This is a genomic window from Rhodanobacter sp. 7MK24 (assembly GCF_014842995.1).
Taxonomy (GTDB): Bacteria; Pseudomonadota; Gammaproteobacteria; order Xanthomonadales; family Rhodanobacteraceae; genus Rhodanobacter_A.
The window spans coordinates 42567-61114 of the sequence record NZ_JACYXL010000003.1 but is presented as its reverse complement, the minus strand read 5'-3'; the positions used below and the strand labels follow the sequence as shown (position 1 = coordinate 61114).

Annotated in this window: 22 protein-coding genes and 1 pseudogene; 2 read left to right on the top strand and 21 right to left on the bottom strand. The window is 68.5% G+C overall.

Annotated elements, in window-relative coordinates; translation table 11 throughout:
- Positions 1–49 precede the first annotated feature (49 nt).
- The 3 genes and pseudogenes from IHE49_RS06835 to IHE49_RS06825 all read right to left on the bottom strand — a co-directional run bounded on the left by IHE49_RS06835 (position 50) and on the right by IHE49_RS06825 (position 1917).
- Positions 50–412, bottom strand: coding sequence for a hypothetical protein (locus tag IHE49_RS06835; protein WP_192156222.1), 363 nt, complete (start codon positions 410–412; stop codon positions 50–52).
- Positions 409–771 (bottom strand): annotated as a pseudogene (locus tag IHE49_RS06830) (polymer-forming cytoskeletal protein); the annotation flags it as partial. The gene IHE49_RS06835 and the pseudogene IHE49_RS06830, both read right to left, overlap by 4 nt.
- Positions 772–1074: 303 nt before the next feature.
- On the bottom strand, positions 1075–1917 hold the full coding sequence (locus IHE49_RS06825) for an SAM-dependent methyltransferase (RefSeq protein WP_192156218.1): 843 nt from the start codon (positions 1915–1917) through the stop codon (positions 1075–1077).
- 143 nt (positions 1918–2060) lie between these two features.
- Between IHE49_RS06825 and IHE49_RS06820 the strand changes: the two genes are divergently transcribed.
- On the top strand, positions 2061–2468 hold the full coding sequence (locus IHE49_RS06820) for a hypothetical protein (RefSeq protein ID WP_192156216.1): 408 nt from the start codon (positions 2061–2063) through the stop codon (positions 2466–2468).
- A gap of 118 nt (positions 2469–2586) precedes the next feature.
- Positions 2587–3141: an NADPH-dependent FMN reductase gene (locus IHE49_RS06815; protein ID WP_192156214.1), complete on the top strand. Its 555-nt coding sequence runs from the start codon at positions 2587–2589 to the stop codon at positions 3139–3141.
- Positions 3142–3213: 72 nt separating this feature from the next.
- Here IHE49_RS06815 and IHE49_RS06810 read toward each other — a convergent pair whose 3' ends face one another.
- From IHE49_RS06810 to IHE49_RS06725, 18 genes are all read right to left on the bottom strand, one after another.
- Positions 3214–4371, bottom strand: a complete 1158-nt coding sequence (locus IHE49_RS06810) for an isovaleryl-CoA dehydrogenase (protein ID WP_192156212.1) — start codon at positions 4369–4371, stop codon at positions 3214–3216.
- A gap of 145 nt (positions 4372–4516) precedes the next feature.
- Positions 4517–4951 carry an excinuclease gene (locus IHE49_RS06805; protein WP_192156210.1) on the bottom strand — a complete coding sequence of 145 codons (435 nt, stop codon included), beginning with the start codon at positions 4949–4951 and terminating at the stop codon, positions 4517–4519.
- Positions 4952–5073: 122 nt separating this feature from the next.
- Positions 5074–5802, bottom strand: coding sequence for a 3-oxoacyl-ACP reductase FabG (gene fabG / locus IHE49_RS06800; RefSeq protein WP_192156208.1), 729 nt, complete (start codon positions 5800–5802; stop codon positions 5074–5076).
- On the bottom strand, positions 5795–6292 hold the full coding sequence (locus tag IHE49_RS06795) for a hotdog family protein (protein ID WP_192156206.1): 498 nt from the start codon (positions 6290–6292) through the stop codon (positions 5795–5797). Before IHE49_RS06795 ends, fabG begins: the two co-directional genes overlap by 8 nt.
- Positions 6289–7470 (bottom strand): beta-ketoacyl-ACP synthase, encoded by a 1182-nt coding sequence (locus IHE49_RS06790; RefSeq protein ID WP_192156204.1) that lies wholly within the window; start codon positions 7468–7470, stop codon positions 6289–6291. Before IHE49_RS06790 ends, IHE49_RS06795 begins: the two co-directional genes overlap by 4 nt.
- Positions 7467–8195 carry a class I SAM-dependent methyltransferase gene (locus tag IHE49_RS06785; RefSeq protein WP_225578252.1) on the bottom strand — a complete coding sequence of 243 codons (729 nt, stop codon included), beginning with the start codon at positions 8193–8195 and terminating at the stop codon, positions 7467–7469. The genes IHE49_RS06790 and IHE49_RS06785 overlap by 4 nt, the downstream gene beginning before the upstream one ends.
- Positions 8196–8271: 76 nt before the next feature.
- Positions 8272–8706 carry an acyl-CoA thioesterase gene (locus IHE49_RS06780; RefSeq protein WP_192156202.1) on the bottom strand — a complete coding sequence of 145 codons (435 nt, stop codon included), beginning with the start codon at positions 8704–8706 and terminating at the stop codon, positions 8272–8274.
- Positions 8699–9652 (bottom strand): glycosyl transferase, encoded by a 954-nt coding sequence (locus IHE49_RS06775; RefSeq protein ID WP_192156200.1) that lies wholly within the window; start codon positions 9650–9652, stop codon positions 8699–8701. Before IHE49_RS06775 ends, IHE49_RS06780 begins: the two co-directional genes overlap by 8 nt.
- Positions 9649–10005 (bottom strand): acyl-CoA synthetase, encoded by a 357-nt coding sequence (locus tag IHE49_RS06770; protein ID WP_343227551.1) that lies wholly within the window; start codon positions 10003–10005, stop codon positions 9649–9651. The genes IHE49_RS06775 and IHE49_RS06770 overlap by 4 nt, the downstream gene beginning before the upstream one ends.
- A complete protein-coding gene (locus IHE49_RS06765) occupies positions 10002–10547 on the bottom strand; it encodes a hypothetical protein (protein WP_192156198.1) in 546 nt (181 codons plus the stop codon). Before IHE49_RS06765 ends, IHE49_RS06770 begins: the two co-directional genes overlap by 4 nt.
- Positions 10535–10819: a phosphopantetheine-binding protein gene (locus tag IHE49_RS06760; protein WP_192156196.1), complete on the bottom strand. Its 285-nt coding sequence runs from the start codon at positions 10817–10819 to the stop codon at positions 10535–10537. Before IHE49_RS06760 ends, IHE49_RS06765 begins: the two co-directional genes overlap by 13 nt.
- Positions 10816–11607, bottom strand: a complete 792-nt coding sequence (locus tag IHE49_RS06755; protein WP_192156194.1) for a lysophospholipid acyltransferase family protein — start codon at positions 11605–11607, stop codon at positions 10816–10818. The genes IHE49_RS06760 and IHE49_RS06755 overlap by 4 nt, the downstream gene beginning before the upstream one ends.
- Positions 11583–12323 (bottom strand): beta-ketoacyl synthase chain length factor, encoded by a 741-nt coding sequence (locus IHE49_RS06750; RefSeq protein ID WP_192156192.1) that lies wholly within the window; start codon positions 12321–12323, stop codon positions 11583–11585. The genes IHE49_RS06755 and IHE49_RS06750 overlap by 25 nt, the downstream gene beginning before the upstream one ends.
- Positions 12320–13567: a beta-ketoacyl-[acyl-carrier-protein] synthase family protein gene (locus tag IHE49_RS06745; RefSeq protein ID WP_192156190.1), complete on the bottom strand. Its 1248-nt coding sequence runs from the start codon at positions 13565–13567 to the stop codon at positions 12320–12322. The genes IHE49_RS06750 and IHE49_RS06745 overlap by 4 nt, the downstream gene beginning before the upstream one ends.
- Entirely contained in the window at positions 13567–14790 is a 1224-nt protein-coding gene (locus tag IHE49_RS06740; RefSeq protein ID WP_192156188.1) for a beta-ketoacyl-ACP synthase, read from the bottom strand. Before IHE49_RS06740 ends, IHE49_RS06745 begins: the two co-directional genes overlap by 1 nt.
- Entirely contained in the window at positions 14787–17171 is a 2385-nt protein-coding gene (locus tag IHE49_RS06735; RefSeq protein ID WP_192156186.1) for an MMPL family transporter, read from the bottom strand. Before IHE49_RS06735 ends, IHE49_RS06740 begins: the two co-directional genes overlap by 4 nt.
- The gene (locus IHE49_RS06730; protein WP_192156184.1) at positions 17168–17779 is read right to left on the bottom strand and encodes an outer membrane lipoprotein carrier protein LolA; all 612 of its coding nucleotides are present in this window, start codon (positions 17777–17779) and stop codon (positions 17168–17170) included. Before IHE49_RS06730 ends, IHE49_RS06735 begins: the two co-directional genes overlap by 4 nt.
- Positions 17767–18543 carry a glycosyltransferase family 2 protein gene (locus IHE49_RS06725; RefSeq protein WP_192156182.1) on the bottom strand — a complete coding sequence of 259 codons (777 nt, stop codon included), beginning with the start codon at positions 18541–18543 and terminating at the stop codon, positions 17767–17769. The genes IHE49_RS06730 and IHE49_RS06725 overlap by 13 nt, the downstream gene beginning before the upstream one ends.
- Positions 18544–18548 lie beyond the last annotated feature (5 nt).

Below are 18548 nucleotides of genomic sequence, written 5' to 3'. Positions count from 1 at the left end.
GTCGCGTCACGATCGCGTGGGTTCGTTCGAATCGATCGTCCCGCCGTCGTCAGTACGGCCGCGAGCGCTTGTTGCCAGTATTGGCGGCCTGCATCTCGACGCTCAGGGCAAAGGTGCGTTCTTCGTCCGGCTGCATCGCGCCGACGCCCACCAACTTGCGCGCGATCTCTTCGCCGCGCTCGTTGCGGATAGTCAGCACCATCGCATACTCCCACGCGCCGCTGTCGGGGTTGCGGAAGCTGCCTTCCACGCGCAGCGGCACGGACACTGGCGCAGACGCTGCTGTGCCCGGCTCGCTGAAACGCAGCTTGTGGCGGCAGGCGGGGCACACGCTCGCGCTTTCGAGGATGGTCTCCCGGCAGTGAGGGCAGATGCGTGTTGCCCCGGGCGTGCCCGAGGGTGCGGCGGTCACGAAGTCGCGCCGCCGCGCCCGCCGTCCGTACGTGTGCCGTTGTCGTCCCAGCCGAACTCGACCTGGCCACGCATGCGCGAGCCGGCCGCCACGCTGAGCGATCCGGCCTTCAGGTCGCCGCTGAGCGCGCCGCTCTGCAGCAGGTCCACGTGCATGGCGGATTCGATATTGCCCACCAGTTCGCCTGCGATGGTGACCTTCTCGGCACGCACGCTGCCGGTCACCTTGGCACCGGTTTCGATGGTGAGATCCCCGCGCACGTTGACGTCGCCCTTGAAGCTGCCGGCGATGCGCACGTGACCCGCGCCTTCGATCTTGCCCTCGATGGTGATGTCGGGCGCGATCAACGATTCGGCCTTGGGCTTGCCTGGCGCAGCCGCGGCCACGGGGGTTGAGCGCGGTGCCAGTTGCACCGGCGGTGCCGCTTCAGGCCTGGTTTCCGGGATGTCGAGACGTGCCTGGTCCGTGGCTTCGGGTGCCGCGTTGGAGGGGGACTTCACGGGCTCTTTCCACAAGGCCATGACGGGACTCCGGTTCACTTGGGGAAATCGAGCGTACCCCCGAAACGGCGGTGATGGAAACCTCGGCAGGCTGCCTGGTTGACGAGATGAGAGCCGATGAGCCGCCTATGGGCGCGATGGCACAGTTCGTTGAGGCTGGTCTCAGCGCCGTGTCGCCAGCACGCCATCCAGCATCAGTTGGGCCTGGAAACCGGCCTCCTGCAGCCGCTGCGCCACTTCGCGCGGCACGTCGCGGCCGCTGGTGAGTTTGTTCGGGCTGCCGGTGTAGTGGAACAGGCGGCCGCCCTTGCGCAGCACGCGGGCGAGTTGCCGGTAGAACGCAAGCGAGTACAGCTCGCCTGCGATGCCGAAACGCGGCGGGTCGTGCAACAAGGCATCCACCGAGGCATCGGCGAGACCTGCGATGGCCTGCGACACGTCGGCGTGGACAAGCTGCAGGCGGCCGCCGGCTGCAGGCGCATCCGGATCGGGCGACCAGGGGTTCAGCGTGCGCAGCCACAGCACGTCGGGGTTTTTCTCGAACGAGTGGATGCGCGACGCACCTGCCGCCAGGCAGCAGGCGGCGAAATAACCCATGCCGCCACAGGTATCCAGCACGATCTTGCCGTGCGGCTCGACCAGCGCCACCTTGCGGCGGGCGTCTTCCAGCGGCGATTCCTTCGAGGTGGGCAGCATCTTGATGCCGTCGATCTCGAAGGTGGGTACGTTCCACTCGGTGGGCACCAGCTTGATGAGCGAGCCGGAGAAACGCGCTGCCGCATCGAATGCTTCGCCGTCCCAGTAATGGATGGTGCGATCCTTCAGCGCGGAAGGCCAAGGGTAGCTTTCGCCGCGCCATTGCCAACGGTCCGCCTGCAGCGATGCGACGCCGGTGCTGCGCCCCAGGTCCAGCGAGCCGTGCCACTCGACCTCGCCGGCATCCCGTGCGGCAAGCAGCAGGTCGGCAGCGGCGCGGGTCAGCAAGGGGCCGGTATAATGCGGCACGACGGGCAATCCAGGGTGGATGGTCGCGCATCGTAACGCAGGCAGGGTGCCTATCGGCGCCTGGCTTTTTCCGCTTTCCTCACAATGGCCGCACCATAGTGGTCGGACTGCGGCCGCCTGCCGCCACGTTCAGGAGTCGTGCCATGACGAAATGTTTCAAGCATGCGTTGCCAGTCCTGCTGCTGGCGCTGGCCCTGCCGATCGCTGTGCAGGCGGCCGATGCGAACGGTGCGGAGTCGAAACAGGTTGCGACGGCCACCGCCCATGCCGGCATGGCGATGGGGGCGGCGGATCTGGCGACGGCGCATGCGCATCTGCATCACGTGGTGAATTGCCTGGTTGGTACGTCGGGCAAGGGGTTCGATGCCAAGGCGGAAGATCCCTGCAAAGGCATGGGCAACGGAGCCATTCCGGATGCCAAGGGCGACGTCGCGGCCGTGGACCGTCTGAATGCGGCGCTGGGCCAGGCCGAGCATGGCCTCAAGGCGGGCACGCTGGATGCCGCGCATGCCGACGCGAAGCAGGTCATGGAGACCTTGCAGGCGAAGTAACCGGCCCGGCGGAGGTCGCGCGTGCATTGATCCGCGCATCGTGCAGACTTGATCGCGCCATGCGCCATGGCCCCGATGCGCCGCGCACCAACGTACTTTCCCGATGGAGCAATCGAGCATGAGCACGATCAAGGTGGCGGTGCTGGTGGGAAGCCTGCGCAAGGCGTCGATCAACCTGCGGCTGGCGAAGGCGGTGGGGCGGTTGGCGCCGAAGGAATTCGTCTTCGAGCACATCCGCATCGACAACCTGCCGTTGTACAACCAGGATTTCGATGCCGACTACCCGGCCGAGGCCAGACGCCTGAAGCAGGAGATCGAGGGTGCCGACGCCCTGTTGTTCGTCACGCCTGAATACAACCGCGGCATCCCCGGCGTGCTGAAGAACGCACTCGATATCGCCTCGCGCCCCTGGGGTACGAACTCCTTCGCCGGCAAGCCGGGGGCGGTGATCGGTGCCTCGATCGGCTCCACCGGAAGTGCGCTGGCGCAGCAGCACCTGCGCAACGTGCTCGCCTATCTCGACGTGGCGATGCTGGCGCAGCCGGAGGTGTACGTGCAATTCAAGGACGACGGCCTGATCGACGCCGAAGGCCATGTCGCGAACGAGGGCACGCAGAAATTCCTGCAGACGTTCATGGATCGCTACGTGGCATGGGTGAAGCGGCACACCTGAGCGAGTTTCTTCGGGGCGCTTCCGGCGCAGGCGACCGTGAGCCGGAAGCGACCGAATGGACCGCGTGTGTCGTCAGGCCTTGCCGTGGAACAGCTCGCGGCCGATCAGCATGCGGCGGATCTCGTTGGTGCCGGCGCCGATCTCGTACAGCTTGGCATCGCGCAGCAGGCGGCCGGCGGGGAATTCATTGATGTAGCCGTTGCCGCCCAGCGACTGGATCGCCTCCAGCGCCACCTTCACCGCATTGGTCGAGGCATTGAGCAGGCAGGCGGCGGGGTCGACGCGCGACTTCACGCCGGTGTCGAACTGCTGCGCCACCATGTAGGCGAAGCCGCGCGAGGACTGCAGCGCGGTGTACATGTCGGCCACCTTGGCCTGCATCATGCCGAAAGTGCCGATCGGCGCATTGAACTGCTTGCGTTCCCGCACGTAGGGCAGGGTGAGGTCCAGCGCCGCCTGCATCAGGCCGATCGGGCCGCCGGAGAGCACCAGGCGTTCGGTGTCTAGTCCGCTCATCAGCACGCGCACGCCTTCGTTCACCTCGCCCACGATGTTCTCTACGGGGATCGCGCAATCCTCGAACACGAGTTCGCAGGTGTTGGAGCCGCGCATGCCGAGCTTGTCCAGCTTTTGCGCGGTGCTGAAACCCTTCATGCCTTTCTCGACGATGAAGGCGGTCATGCAACGGCTGCCGGCCGCACGCGGCGCGGTGCGCATGTAGACCAGCAACACGTCGGCGTCGGGGCCGTTGGTGATCCACATCTTCGAACCGTTGGCGACCCACACGCCGTCCTTCAGCTCGGCCTTGCAGCTCATCGAGCCCACCACGTCGGAGCCGGCGCCCGGTTCGCTCATTGCCAGCGCGCCCACGTACTCGCCCGAGCACAGCTTGGGGATGTACTTCCTGCGCTGCGCCTCGTTGCCGTTGTGGAAGATGTTGTTGACGCACAGGTTCGAGTGCGCGCCGTAGGACAAACCCACCGAGCCCGATGCGCGCGAGATCTCCTCCATCGCCACCATGTGCGCGAGGTAGCCCATGCCGGTGCCGCCGTACTCGGTCGGGATGGTCACGCCGAGCAGCCCCAGCTCGCCGAATTTGCGCCACAGGTCGGCGGGGAACAGGTTGTCGTGGTCGATCTGCGTGGCGCGCGGCGCGATCTCCTTCTCCGCGAAGGCGTGCACGGTGTCGCGCAGCAGATCGATTTCTTCACCGAGCGGGAAGGGGCGCATGGACGGCATTCCAGGGGGATCGGGATGTGAATGATAACGTGGCGGCGACGCTGCAGGCTTGGTGGCGAAGACAGCCGGGGCGCGAAACGGAAACGCCGGCGCATGGCCGGCGTTTCCGTTCATCGGGTTTTGGGCAGCGCGACGCTCAGGGCAGCTTGACGAGCTTGGCTTTCAGCGCGACGCCGGACATCAGGAAGCCCCGGTGGCATTCGTAGTTCTGGCCGTCGCGGTATTCGGTGTCGTTGTAGTTGCTGACGATGTCCGTCACGGCATTGGCGCCCGCCTGCTTGGCCAGGTTGTGCAGGTAGATGAGGTCGGTGGCGAGCACGTGGTTGCAGGTTTCCTCGTCGCTCTTGCCGAAGGCATTGGTCTTGCGGTTGATCGTGACATTGTCGTTGACCACGGTGCCATGCGGGCCGGTGCCGGCCAGGTAGAACTTCACGCTGTCGTCGATCAGGCCGGCCTTCTGGGCTGCCGCGACGCCGCTTTCGAACGACAGGTGGACCACCTTGTCGCTGGCCATGGCGGCAGCCGGAGCGGCCAGGAGCAATGCGGCAAGACCGAGGGTGAGTGCTTTCATGCGTTTCTGTCTCCTTGGGATGGACGGGCTGGATGGACTTGCTGGATCAATCCGGGTGGACAACGGCCATGCCGGGGCTTTGAACAATGCACGGGCCCGGCATGCAGCCATGGGCCGCCGCGTCAGCACAGGCCGCCATTGACGGCGAGTACCTGACGGGTGATGTAGCCGGCTTCCGGACTCACCAGGAAGGCCACCGCGGCGGCGACCTCCTCCGGCGTGCCGGCGCGTTGCGCTGGGATGGCCTTGAGGATTTCCTCCACCGGCACGTCGGCGTCGAGCATGTCGGTGTCGATCAGGCCCGGCGCCACGCAATTCACGGTGATCTTCCGCTTGGCCAGTTCCACGGCCAGCGCCTTGGCTGCGCCGATCACGCCGGCCTTGGACGCGCTGTAGTTGACCTGGCCGCGGTTGCCGATCAGGCCAGACACCGAGGTGATACAGACGATGCGGCCCGGCGCGCGGCGACGGATCATCGGCATCACCAGCGGGTGCAATACGTTGTAGAAGCCGTCGAGGTTGGTGCGCAGCACGCGGTCCCAGTCTTCGTCGGTGAGCGCGGGAAACGCGCCGTCGCGGGTGAGTCCGGCGTTGCACACCACGCCGTAGGGCGCCCCGTGCCGTTCCGCGTCCGCTTCCAGGGCGGCACGGCAGCCCGCGCGATCAGCGATGTCGAACTGCAGCACGCGCGCGGAGCGCCCCATGCGTTCGATTTCCGCGCGCACCGCTTCTGCCTCGTCGCGCTTTGCGCGGCAATGCAGGACGAGGTCGTGGCCGGTCTGCGCCAGCCGCAGCGCGATCGCACGGCCGATGCCGCGGCTGGAGCCGGTGACCAGGATGCTGTCAGCCATGGCTTGGTTCCGATGCAGGGGGTGGGGACTTGCCGTCTTGAAATGTGCCGTCTTGGAACAGGGCGCTGGCGTCGGGCGGGCTGAACACGGTGAGCCGTGCCTCGGCCAGCACGCCGGGCGCTTCGATGCGGCAGGCGAACACGCCCATGCCGCCGTCGTCATGGAAGTCGCGGCGCGCCTCGATGCGCAGCTCGCTGTCCGGCTCGAACGCGACGACGTTGCAGGTGTAGTGACGGGTCCCGAGCAGGAAGCCCAGGCGCACCGGTTCGGCCGCCGCCTTGGCCTGGCAGCCGGCCCAGGCGGCGATGGCCTGCGCCATCAGCTCCACGCCCATCCACGCCGGCAGCTTGCCGTCGGCGTCGTGGAACAGGCCGCCCGTGGGCACCCGGCGGATGCACAGCGCGTGCTCGGGGCCATGCTCCAGCACCGCGTCGAGCAGGATCATCTCGCCCGCGTGCGGCAGCAGTTCGGCGATGGGCCACGCTGTCATGCGGCGTCTCCCAGGATCAGGCAGGCATTATTGCCGCCGAAGGCGAAGGAGCTGCTCATCAGGCGGCGAGGCTTGTCGTCCGGCAGTCGCGCCCCGGTCTCGACGAAGCGCAGCGCGGGCAGCGCGGGATCGGTCATGCCGTCCCACAACTGCGGCGGCAACCGGCCGTCGCGCAGGCTGAGCCAGCAGAACGCGGCTTCCAGCGCACCGGCGGCGGCCAGCGTGTGGCCGGTGAGCGGCTTGGTCGACGAGCAGGGCACGCCGTGCGGAAACAGTGCAGCTACCGCCTGCGCCTCCATCGCGTCGTTATGCATGGTGGCGGTGCCGTGCAGGTTGAGGTAATCGATGTGCGCCGGTTCCAGCCCGGCCTGCGCCAATGCAGCGCCCATCGCCTGTCGGGCGCCCAGGCCATCGGGGTCGGGTGAGGACATGTGGTACGCATCCGAGCTCGCCCCCGCACCGAGCAACTGCACGGGGCCATGTTCGCGCGTCATCAGGAACAGCGCCGCGCCCTCGCCGATATGGATGCCGCGACGCTCGCGCGAGAACGGATTGCAGCGCGCGGAATCCATCGCGCCCAGCGCATGGAAGCCGTTCAAGGGCAGCCGCGCCAGCGTGTCCACGCCGCCGCAGATCACCGCATCGCAGAGATCGGCCCGCAGCAGCCGCTGCGCACTGACGAGGGCACGCGCCCCGGCGGTGCAGGCGGTGGAGATCGCATAGCAGGGGCCGGCCAGATCCAGCCATTCGGCGAGGAACTCGGCGGGGCCGGCCAGCTCCTGGTGCGCGTAGCGGTAGTCCGCTGGCCACGTGCCGTCCTGCCGACACGCGGCCAGGCCGTGCGTGGCTTCCTCGATGCCGCCGGTGCTGGTGCCCAGCACCACGCCGACGCGCGCGCTGCCGTGGGCCGCGACAGCCGCGCGGATCTCCGTTTCGATTTCCCGGGCCGCGGCCAGCAGCAAGCGATTGCAGCGATTGTCGCGCGTGGCCGTCAGCGGTTCGGGGATGGTGGGCAACGGTGCGCGCACCGCACCCAGCGGCGGCACATGGCCGGGAATCCAGCCGTCCTCCCTGTGCAGGCCGTGCTCCGCGCCGGCGAACAGCGCCTCGGCCACCGCAGGCTTGCCCGTGCCCAGGGAGCAGACCACGCCCAGCGCGTTCAGGAAGCTCGCGTTCATGCCTGCGCCGGCTTGCGGGCAGCCACGTTCACCAGGGTTTCCTCGCGCTGGCCCGGCGGTGGCGGGGCGCGCAGGCCCCAGCGTTCGAGCAGGCCGAAGTCCTTGGCGCGGCTCCACCACAGGTAGGGCAGGGAGACGTTTGCGTCGTCGAACACGAAGCCCTGCGCGCGCAGCATCGCAAGGTAGCCGTCCGCGCTCTTCTGCACGTGCATCGGGTGGCGGAAGAACCAGCGGATCACCCAGCTATCGATGTAGGCCTTGGTGGACTCGGCGAATAACAACCAGCCACCGGGTTTCAGCACGCGCCAGAATTCGCCCAAGGCGCATTCCTGCTCGACCAGGTGGTGGAAGGTCTGGTGGCAGAACAGCACGTCCACACTGGCGTCCGGCAGGTCGATGCGCGCGCAGTCGGAAACGATCAGCTCCGCGGCTATGTCTTCGCGCTCCGCCTCGGCGCGCGACAGCGCCAGGCTGTGCGGATCGGCATCCAGTCCGATCATCCGGTCCGGCGCGAAGGCCGCCTGCAGCAGCCGGAACGACTTGCCCTGGCCGCAGCCGGCGTCGAGCAGCACGCCGCCGCGCGGCAGCGGCTCGCCGAGCAGGCGTTTCAGGTCGTTGATCGCCACGCGCAGCACGTGGTGCTGCCAGGTATGGGTGGCGAGAAAGCGGAAACCCAGGCGGGTCTCTTCGACGTAGGTAGGACTGGCGTAGGTCATAAGCTTCATTGATCTTCGCGATCACGGATGATCGATGGAATTGGAACAGTGCAGCCCACGATGGCCGTCCGTTTGATCCCTGCGATCATGGAACACCCGAAATACACTGCTCGACTGCGTCGACGAAGACGGACGGCGAGACCAACTGCATCGCGCCGTCGGCAAGCCGCACCGCCACCTGCACGGTGCTGGCGCGGGTGAGGCGCTCGCCGCTGGCGGCGTCGCTGAGTAGGTAATGGATCTTCAGGCGGTTCTGCCATTCGACCAGGTCGGCGCGCAGCACGAGGCGCTGACCGAAGCGCGCGGCGCGGGCGTAGCGCAGCTGCAGGTCGATCACCGGCCACGCATAGCCGGATGCCTTCATCTGCGCGTAGTTGTGGCCGATGCGGTCGAGCAGGGCGCAGCGGGCGACTTCCAGGTATTTCACGTAGTGGCCGTGCCACACCACGTCCATCGAGTCGATGTCGAAGAACGGCACGGTGATCTCGGTGTCCACATGCAGCGCGCCGCGGCTACGCATCGGTACTTTCCCAGTACGGATAAAAATTGAACCACTGCTGCGGCGCCAGCAGGCACCACTGTGCGAGGCGGTCGGCGTAGCGCTGTGCCCAGCCGGCGATGGTGGCGTCGCGCTGGCCGCGCTGCCAGGCCGGTGTGTCGAGGAAGCGCTCCAGCCGGATCTCGTAGCGGCTGTCGATCTTCAGGCAGCACATCAGGTTCACCGGGCAGCCGAGCAGGCCGGCCAGCAGCCACGGTCCCTGTGCGAACGCAGCGGGTCGGCCGAGGAAGTCCACCGTGACGCGGCGGCCGTCGTGCAGCGGCACGCGGTCGCCGGCCATCGCCAGCCACTCGCCGCGTTCGAGGCGCTGCGACAGGTCGAGCATCAGCGCGGCGTCCAGCTCGCTCACCTGGATCAGCCGCATGCGCTGCTCGCCCGCCTCGCCAAGCAGGCGATTGAGGTGCGCCACATGGTGCGTGTGCACCAGCACGTTCAGCGGCACCTGTTCGCCGAGTTCGGCCAGTGCGCGGCAAACGTCGAGGTTGCCCAGGTGCGTGCCGACCAGCAACTGGCCGCGGCCGCCGTGGCGGGTCGCCAGCAGCTGCGCGCGCAGTCCGTCGGAATCGAGCAGGCGCACCTGCTCCAGCCGCAGCGCGCCGCGCCACACGTCGAGGCGGTCCAGCAGGCAGTCGGCGAAGGCCATGAACTGTGCGAACACGCGGCGCGGGGTGGGTCGCAGATCGGAGCGGCCGCTCCACGCGGCGAGGCGCTCCAGGTACTCGCTGATGCTGTGCCGTGCGCGGCGTCCGGTGAGGAAGAAGTACAGCACGATCAGGTGCAGCAGCGGCGACAGCAGGCGCCGGCCGCAGTTGCGGGCCACGAAGGCGGTGAAGCGCATCAGCAGCAGGTTGCCGCGCTCGCGCTGGGCGGACCAGTGTCGCCGCGTGGCCAGTTGCGCCTCGCTCATACGCGCGGTTCCAGCACGAGGCGGCCGGAGGAGTACGTCACTTCGCCCTCGCGGTAGGCGAAGTGCAGCTTGCCGCGTACGCGGTCGTGGCGCAGCGTGAGCGTCGCCCGGTCGCCCGGCCGCAGCAGGCGCTGGAACTTCAGCGCTTCCATCTCGCGGCATTGCGGCGAGGTGCCCAGATGCGACGCGGCCAGCTGGAGCGCCCAAGCGACTTGCGCTGCACCGGGCAGCACCGGCGCCTGCGGGAAGTGGCCGGGGAAGTAATCGAGATCCATGGGTACCACGAGCTGGAGCGTGCATCCGTCGTCGTCGCGACGCTCGTCGAGGATCATCGGGGCGGTGCGTGTGTTCACGCGTTCACCCGCAGCCGTTTACGCAACAGCCATTCGCCCACGAACAATGGACCCATGATGAAGTACACCAGCAGACCGTTGTACAGCGTCCACCACTTCAGCGGTGCCCACAACGTGAGCGCGGCCGACACCGCGGCGTTGAACACGAAGAAACCCACCCACACCCAGGTGACCTTGCGCGTGTAGGGAATCGCCGCGTCAGGCAGCTCCGGTTCGCGCACGCGGGCGATGCGCTCCACCACCGGCGGCCCATAGACCAGGCTCAGGCCGAAGGTGAGCAGCAGGAACAGGCTGATGAGCGTGGGATACCAGCGCAGCAGCGAGGATTCGCCGCTGACGCCCAGCAGGGCGCAATAGGCCAGCGCCACGATCAGCATCCAGCGGCCGCCGGGCTCGCGCAGCAGGAACGGTGCGCGCAGCAGCCACGCCGCCGCCAGCACCAGCGCGAACACGTGCGGCGGTATCGTTTCCATGCCGAAGTAGACAAGAAACGGATACAGCACGCCGATCAGCGGCAGCAGGATCTTGATCAGTCTGCGCATACGGCCCGCTGGCTGGCGACGAAGGCGGCAAGGCTGGCCACGCTGGCGAAGTGGTGGCGGGCGTCCTTGTCGTCCGAGGCGATGCGGATGTCGTAGTGCTTCTGCAGCGCCAGCGCCAGTTCCAGTGCGTCCACCGAATCCAGCCCCAGCCCGTCGCCGAACAACGGCTGCGACGGCGGGATGTCCGCGGCGGCGAGGTCTTCCAGATTCAATGTGTCGATGACGAGCTGGGCGATCTCCAGCTCCAGTGCGCTGTGGGCAGGTGCATTCACGAGGCGGCGAGCTCCCTGAGGAAGAGGTGGTGCAGATGGTCGTTGAGCTGGCGTGAGGCGATGGGTGCGGGGGCGTCGGTGCCGAACAGGGCAGGGTCGATGTCGGCGCCCACGCGCAGGCGCGCGCGGAAGCGGCAAACCGGGATGTGGTACCAGGGCGTGCCCTTGGTCAGCGTGGGCGGGTCAACCGTGATGAATACCGGCGTCACCGTGCGCGCGCCGCGCAGTGCGATGGCCGCCGCGCCGCGGTGGAACCGTGGTGGCCGCCCCGGCACGGTGCGTGTGCCTTCGGGAAACACGATCAGGCACTGTCCCTCGCGCAGTACGTCGGCGGCGCGCTCGAGCATGTCCATGCTGCCGTCGTTGCCGATGTACTGCGCGGTACGCACCGGGCCGCGCGTGCAGGGGTTGTCGAACAGGCTCTGCTTCACCACGCAGTTCGCATCGCGGATCTGCGAGACCAGGAACACCACGTCGATCAGCGAGGGATGGTTCGCCACCACCAATTGGCCGGGGCGGCCCAGCCGTTCGGCGCCCTCGATCTCGAAATCCAGCACGCGGGTGCGGTACATGAATTGCACATGCAGGTGGAAGGCACGGCTGATCGCAGCCCGTGCACGCCGCCGCCGCGTGATGACGTCGCCGGGCAGACAGGCCAGCAGCGGCAGGATCAGCACACGCAGCAGCAGACCGCCGAGGCCGAACAGCACGAAGCTGGCGCCGGTGGCGACCAGGCGCCAGGCCCAGGCGTCGCGGCGTTGGTTCAGCGGATACGTTGCCAGTTCCATCGGCGTGCCTTCCAGGTGTGTTGAAACGTGTTTTCGCCAGCAAGCAGAGCGCGCACGAAATCCAGCGCATGCGGCCAGGCGCAGGGTGTCGCGCCGTCGCCGCGTGCCTGTTCCAGCCGCCAGTCGCTGCCTGCGGATGTTGTCGCGTCGGTTTTCCCCAGTCGCAGCGCCACAGCATAGGAGAACGGCACATCCGCAATCCACTGCGCGTAGGCAGGCGGCGGCAGCTCCTCGGCCACCACCACCAGTGCCGACGGCGCGCCGGCGGCCAGTTGCAGCACACCCTCCAGCAGCGCGTGCTCGAAGGTGTCGGCCTCGCCGGCGATCGCCGCGGACTCGCCGCGCTGGCCGCGCAGGATCGACCACTGGCCCGCGATCGCGTTGTGTACCGAGAGGCCGAACTGGGTGGGTGAGAGCGGCTGCCCGTCGACGATGTCGGAGAGCAGGGTCAGCGTCTGTGGTGTTTCGCCGTGGCGCGAGCCGAACACGAAGGGCAACTGTTCGCCCTCGCCACAGAGCGGCCACGCGGTCTCCAGCGTCATCCGCGCCAGCCGGCCCAGCCGGCGTCGCTGCAGGGCGGGCAGGAAGCCGCAGGCCGGCTGCGCCTGTGCATCGTCGGGCATGGCGTGCGGCGCACGCGCCCAGTCCTGCCAGTCCGCCGTGCTTTCCAGCCCCGGCGCCCAGGCACGCCAGTCTTCGACTCGAAAAGCGATCATGCGGCGACCTCCGCGTGGCGGCGGAACAATAGCGTCGCGCAACTGCCGCCGAAGCCGAAGTTGTTGCTGAGCGCAGCATCGATGCGCTGCACGCGGTTCGCGGCGAGCAGCGGCGCGTCGGCGAAGACAGGATCAGGATCGTCCAGTGGCGCGCCGGCGGCGAGGAAGTCGTGCTCCAGCATCAGCAAGCAGGCGATGGCATCCAGCGCACCGGCGGCGCTGGGCGCGTGGCCGAGCAGGCCCTTGATCGAGGAGAGCGGCGGCACCGCCGCACCGCGTTCGGCGAACACGCCGGCAATGGCCTGCCATTCGGCAAGGTCGCCCTGCGTGCCGCAGGCGTGCGCATTGATGTAGTCGGGCAGTGTGCCGGCCCGCTCCAGCGCCTGGCGCAGCGCGCGGGCGATGCCGTCGGCGCCGGTGACGACCATGTTGGCTGCATCGGTGCTGCTGCCGTAGCCGGCCAGTTCCGCGAGCACGCGTGCGCCGCGTGCGTGCGCATGCTCCAGCGATTCCAGCACCAGCACGCCGGCTCCTGCTGCGAGCGCGAAGCCGTCGCGCCCGCGATGGAACGGGCGCAGGGCGTCCATCGGCTCGGCCTGTGGCGACAGCGCGCCCATCGCATCGAACCACATCGCGGTGCTGGGGTGCAGTTCCTCGGCGCCGCCGGCGATCACCACGCTCTGGCGCCCGAGCTGGATCAACTCCATCGCATGGCCAATCGCATGGGCCGAACTGGTGCAGGCCGAGCTGATCGTGTAACTGCTGCCGCCGACGCCGAAGGCCTGGGCGAGGCCGGCCGACAACGCGCTGCTCATACCGCGGGGCACGAGGAAGGGCGACAGTTTCGCGATGCCATGGACGCGATGGTTCTGCAGCGCCTCCTCATGTTCGCTGAGCGCCGCACCGCCGCCCAGCACCAGGCCGCAATCGGCCTCGGCGAGGCGCGCGACTGGCAGGCGGGCCTGCGCCAGCGCTTCGTTCGCCGCGTGCCAGGCATACAGCGCCGGGGATGGAAGGAAGCGGCGCAGCTTGCGCGGCGGCTCCGGTGGTAGTGCAGCCTCGTCCACCGGGCCGCCCACGCTGCCGCGCATGCCGAGCGCGGTAAAGGCCTCCATGCGACGCAGGCCGTGGCGGCGCGTGCGCAGCGCATCGAGCAGGGCGGAAGTGCCGGCACCCACGCAGCTCACCGCACCCATGCCGGTGACCGCCACGCGTGGCAGGCCATTGGCGTCGCGCCACCGCATCAAGCAACCGCCTTGAAGATCAGCGAGGTGTTGATGCCGCCGAAGGCGAAGTTGTTGTTCATCACCACGTCGGTGGCGATGCTGCGGCCCGTGCCGGTGAGATAGTCCAGCTCGGCGCAGTCGGATGCGCGTTCATCGAGGTTGAGCGTGGGCGCGAACCAGCCATCGCGCATCATCGCGATCGCCCACCACGATTCCAGCGCCCCGCAGGCGCCCAGGGTATGGCCCACGTAGCTTTTCATCGCGCCGACCGGTACGCGCGTGCCCAGTACCTCGGCGGTGGCGTGGCTTTCGGCGACGTCGCCGCGATCGGTGGCGGTGCCGTGGGCGCTGACGTAGCCGATGGCGCCGGCCGGCAGCTGCGCGTCATCCAGCGCCAGGCGCATCGCCACCGCCATCGTTTCGGTGGTGGGCTGGGTGATGTGGGCACCGTCGGAGTTGCAGCCGAAGCCGACCACCTCCGCGTAGATCGTGGCACCGCGCGCCTTGGCGTGTTCGTATTCCTCCAGCACCAGGGTGGTGGCGCCTTCGCCGACGACGAGGCCGTCGCGCTTCGCGTCGAACGGGCGCGGCGTGAGCTGCGGCTCGTCGTTGCGCGTGCTGGTGGCGAACAGCGTGTCGAACACCGCGGCGCCGGGGCCGGAGAGTTCCTCGGCGCCGCCGCACAGCATCAGCTGCTGCTTGCCGTAGCGGATCGCCTCGTAGCCGTAGCCGATCGCCTGGCTGCCCGAGGTGCAGGCGCTGGATGTGGGAATGACGCGGCCCCGCAGGCCGAAGAACACGCCCACGTTCACCGCCGTGGTATGCGCCATGGTCTGGATGTAGCTGGTAGCGGTGATGCCCTGCATCGAGCCGGTCTCCAGCATGCGTCCCACCACGCGCACCGGTTCCACGCTGCCGCCGGAGGAGCCGTAGGCCACGCCCATGCGGCCGTCCCGGACCGACGCGTCGTCGAGCAGGCCGGCGTCACGCAGTGCGTGTTCGCTGGCGGCCACCGCGAGCTGCGAGACGCGGCCCATCGAACGGGTCTTCTGACGCGGCCACGGCGGCGGCACGAAATCGTCCACCGGGCAGCCGAGGCGGCCGTTCAGCGCATCGAAATAATCCCATTCGTGCATGCGCCGCACCGCGTTGCGGCGTTGGCGCAGGCGTTCTGAAATCGTGGTCCAGTCGTGGCCCAGCGGCGTGATGCCGCCCATGCCGGTGACGACGACGCGTTTCATGCGTGCGACATCCTTGTGGTGGAACGTGTGGTCGTGGCGGCTGCCCGGCTCGCCGGCACCAGCAGCGCGGTGAAGCCGATGCCCAGGAGCAGGGTGAGACCGAAGTCGCGCAGCGCGGGCAACGAGCTCAGCGACAGCAAGCCGAAGGAAAGCAGGGCGGTGAGCGCGGAAAGCAGCACGCTGGCGTATATCGCGCCGGGCCGGTCGGCGCTGTGTGGTTCGCCCTCGTGCAGGAACACTGCATAGTTCGCGCCCACGCCCAGCACCAGCATCAATGCCATCCAGTGGAACAAGGTCAGCGGCTGCCCGAGGTAGCCGAGCGCGGCCAGCGTGAGTGCGATGCCCAGCACCGGTGGCGCCAGCACGCGCGGCGCGCGCGCCCAGCCGTAGCGCCAGCCGAACACCGGCACGATCAGCAGCACTGCTGCGAGCAGCCACACGCTGGCATAGCCGCGATAGCGGCCGAACAGGGCGGATACGCTGGCCGGCTTGTCCACCAGTTGCACGCCGGGCAGGCCGTCGGCGACATGCGCGAGCAACGCATCGTTGTCGCTGCCCTGCGGCAGCACGAGCGCGGCGCAGCCCTGCGGGTTGCAGCCCATCCACAACTGGCGGAACGGGCTGGACAATGGGGTCTGCATCCACTTGTCCAATTGCAGCGGCGCACCGGGCCACGCGGCGAGATAGGCATCGATGGCGGCCGGGCGGAAGCCGGCATCGGCCAGGGCGTGACGCAGGCGTGCGGGATCGTCGAACAGGCGGCCAAGCAGCGCGTGATCCCGCGCCTGCCGTGCCTGCGAAGGCACCATGCCGGCCAGTCCCAGCCAGCCTTCCAGTTTGCCGTCGTCGACCAGTTTCTGCAGGCGCGTCTCCAGCGCTTCCTCGCGCTGCAGGGTCTGCTCGCCGTCCTTGCCCTGCACCAGATAGAACTGGCTGCCGTTGCCCAGCCCGGTGATCTCGCGGATCTGCGTTTCCTGTGCGATGAGCGCGGCCGGCTGGGCGATCAGGCGATGCACGTCGTCGTCGTGGCGCAGCCGCATCCAGCCGGGCAGCGCGACCAGCAGCAACAGCAGCGCCATCAATGCGCCCCGCCAGCCGTGCGCCGGTTTGGCCAGCATTTGTTGCAAGGCCCGTGCGCCACGCACCAGCACGCCCGTCATCGGCTTCGAGGGACGTTGCAGCAGGGCAGGCAGCAGCCAGAACACGCTCAGGCAGGCGGCGCTCATGCCGCTGATCGCGAATACCGCCATCTGCCGCAGCGCGGGGAACGGCACCAGCCCCAGCAGCGCATAGCCCAGCAGCGAGGTGGCCAGTGCCAGCAGCAGGGCAGGGCGTACCTGGCGCAGGCCGGTGCCGGCCTGCCAACGCGTGCCGGCGTTGGCCCGCGCACTCAGGTACTGGATCGAATAGTCCACCGCTTCGCCCAGCAGCGCTGCGCCGAACACCAGGGTGAGCAGGTAGATCTTGCCGAACACCAGCAACGCGACGGTGGTGGCAGCCGTCACGCCCACTGCGGTGGAAAGGAAGGCGAGCAGCAGCGGCCCGGGCGAGCGGAACACGCCGAGCAGGAGCAGGGCGATGCCTAGCGAGGAGATCCAGCCCACCATGTGCACGTCGTGTTCGGCGCCGCTGCGTGCGGCGGCGGCGTAGAACACCGCGCCGGTATGCAGCATCCGGGTGCCGGGATAGTCGCGTTCGATCTGCGTTTCCGCCTGATGCAAGGCGCCCAAGGCGCGGTGCTGCACGCCGTCGTCGTAGGACGAACCGTCCAGCGTGGCGGTGACCAGCACATACGTGGCCTTGTCGCGATGGGCCACCAGCAGGTCGTCTTCCGGAAGCAATGGCGAGCGGCTCCACGGCTGCTGCGCCAGCCAGTGCTGCAGCCAGCCGAAGGGATCGTCGGCGAGCGGCACGCCCACGCCGGTGAGGAAGGGCTCGTTGAGCCGTTGCGCCAGCGCCTGGTCGGGGGCGTATCCCGGCTGCGCGAGTGCGTCGCGGTCGGCGTCAGCGAGCAGCCACGCGCGATGCGCCAGGTAAGGCGCGAGCATCTGCTGCAGATCGAACGGCGGCAGTTCGGCGGTCACCGAGCCGAACACCTTGTGCGCGGCCAACGCCTTGCCCAGCGCACGGGCGGCATCCTTGGCACGTACGTCGTCGTCGTTTTCGAGCAGCAGCACCATGCGATCGCCGTTGGCGTGGGCCAGCCGCTCCACCGCGGCCTCGGCCAGCGGGTTCTGCTCGGTGGTCGGCAGCATTGCCAGCAGGTCGGTCTGGATCGGCAACGGACCACGACCGAACAGCAGGTAGGCCCCCAGTGCGGCGAACAGCAGGGTGGCGACGGCGAACAGGCCGGCGCGCAGCTTGAGCGTTTGCGGCGTCATGGCAGGCCGAGCGCGTGCTTTTCCAGCGCGTCGGTCGCGCCGGCATCGCGGGTATGGGCGAAACGGATCTCGGTGCGGGAGCCGTCCTGCATGGCGATGGTGATGCCTTGCAGATAGTCGTTGCCTTCCAGGCTGATGCTGTCCAGCACGTGCGCCACGCGCTCCTGTTTGGGCACGAAGCGCAATGTCCACTGCGCGGGCGTGCCGTTGGCCTCGACGCGGAACTGGCGCAGCGCTTCGTCCATCTTGCCGCCCAGCATGCCTTGCAGCATCTGCGAGACCTGGCTGACGCCGCGTTCGCTGCGCATGGGTTGTGCCGTGCCGTCCGCGTCGATGCGCGCCGTGCGGCTGCCGGTGAGCGCCAGGGTTTCCTGGTAGGGCGAAACGGTCTGCCACAGCATGCCGTGGCCCAGCACGAACAGCAGGCGCCCTTCGCTCACCTGCGGCTTGTCCAGCGCGGGATTGCTGCGGGTCTGGGTGAAATCGGCGCGTACCGCGGCGTGCCGGCCCAGCTCGGTCAGCACGTCCTGCAGCAGAGGGGCGTCCGCCTGGGCATGGGCGAACGGTGCGAGGCAGCAAAGCAGCAACAGGGCGATCAGTCGACGCATGCGTTTTCTCTGCGGAAACGGCGCCACAACAATTGCGGTGCCCGGGGTAGCATGCCAAGCAAGAGCCGGGTATGCATCGCCGAGATGCGCAGGTTGTCGCGAAACATCCGGAAGTGGGACAACCCGTTGGCCGGATAGATCACCCGGGTCGGCACGTTGACGACCGGCATGCCGCGCCAGACCAGACGCACCGCGGTCTCGGTGTCGAAATCCATGCGTGCGGGCAGCGGCTTGCGCGCTATCTCGGCGCAGGTGGCTGCGAGCGGGTACAGGCGGTAGCCGCACATCGAATCGCGGATCGCCAGCGACAGGGTTTCCAGCCACACGCAGACATGGGTGACATAACGTCCGTACAGCCGTGCCCGCGGCACGCTGGCGTCATAGACCGGCGCGCCGCAGACCAGGGCCCGCGGTCGGGCACGGCCGGCGTCGAGGAAGCGCGGCACGTCGGCGGTGTCGTGCTGGCCGTCGGCGTCGATCTGCAGTGCGTGGGTATGACCGGCCTCGCGCGCGGCGAGCAGCCCCGTGCTGAGCGCGCGACCCTTGCCCTGGTTGTGCGGCAGCCGCAGCAGGCGCACGCCGTCGGTGTCCTGCGCCAGCGCATCGAGCACCCTGCGCGTGGCATCGTCGCTGCCGTCGTCGACGATCAGCACGGGCAGGCCGTGCGCGCGCAACGCCCGCACGGTGCCCGCGATGGTGCCGCCGTGGTTGTAGATGGGGATCAGCGCACAGGGGGCGAAGCAGTCGTGGGCGTCGTCCGGCATGACCG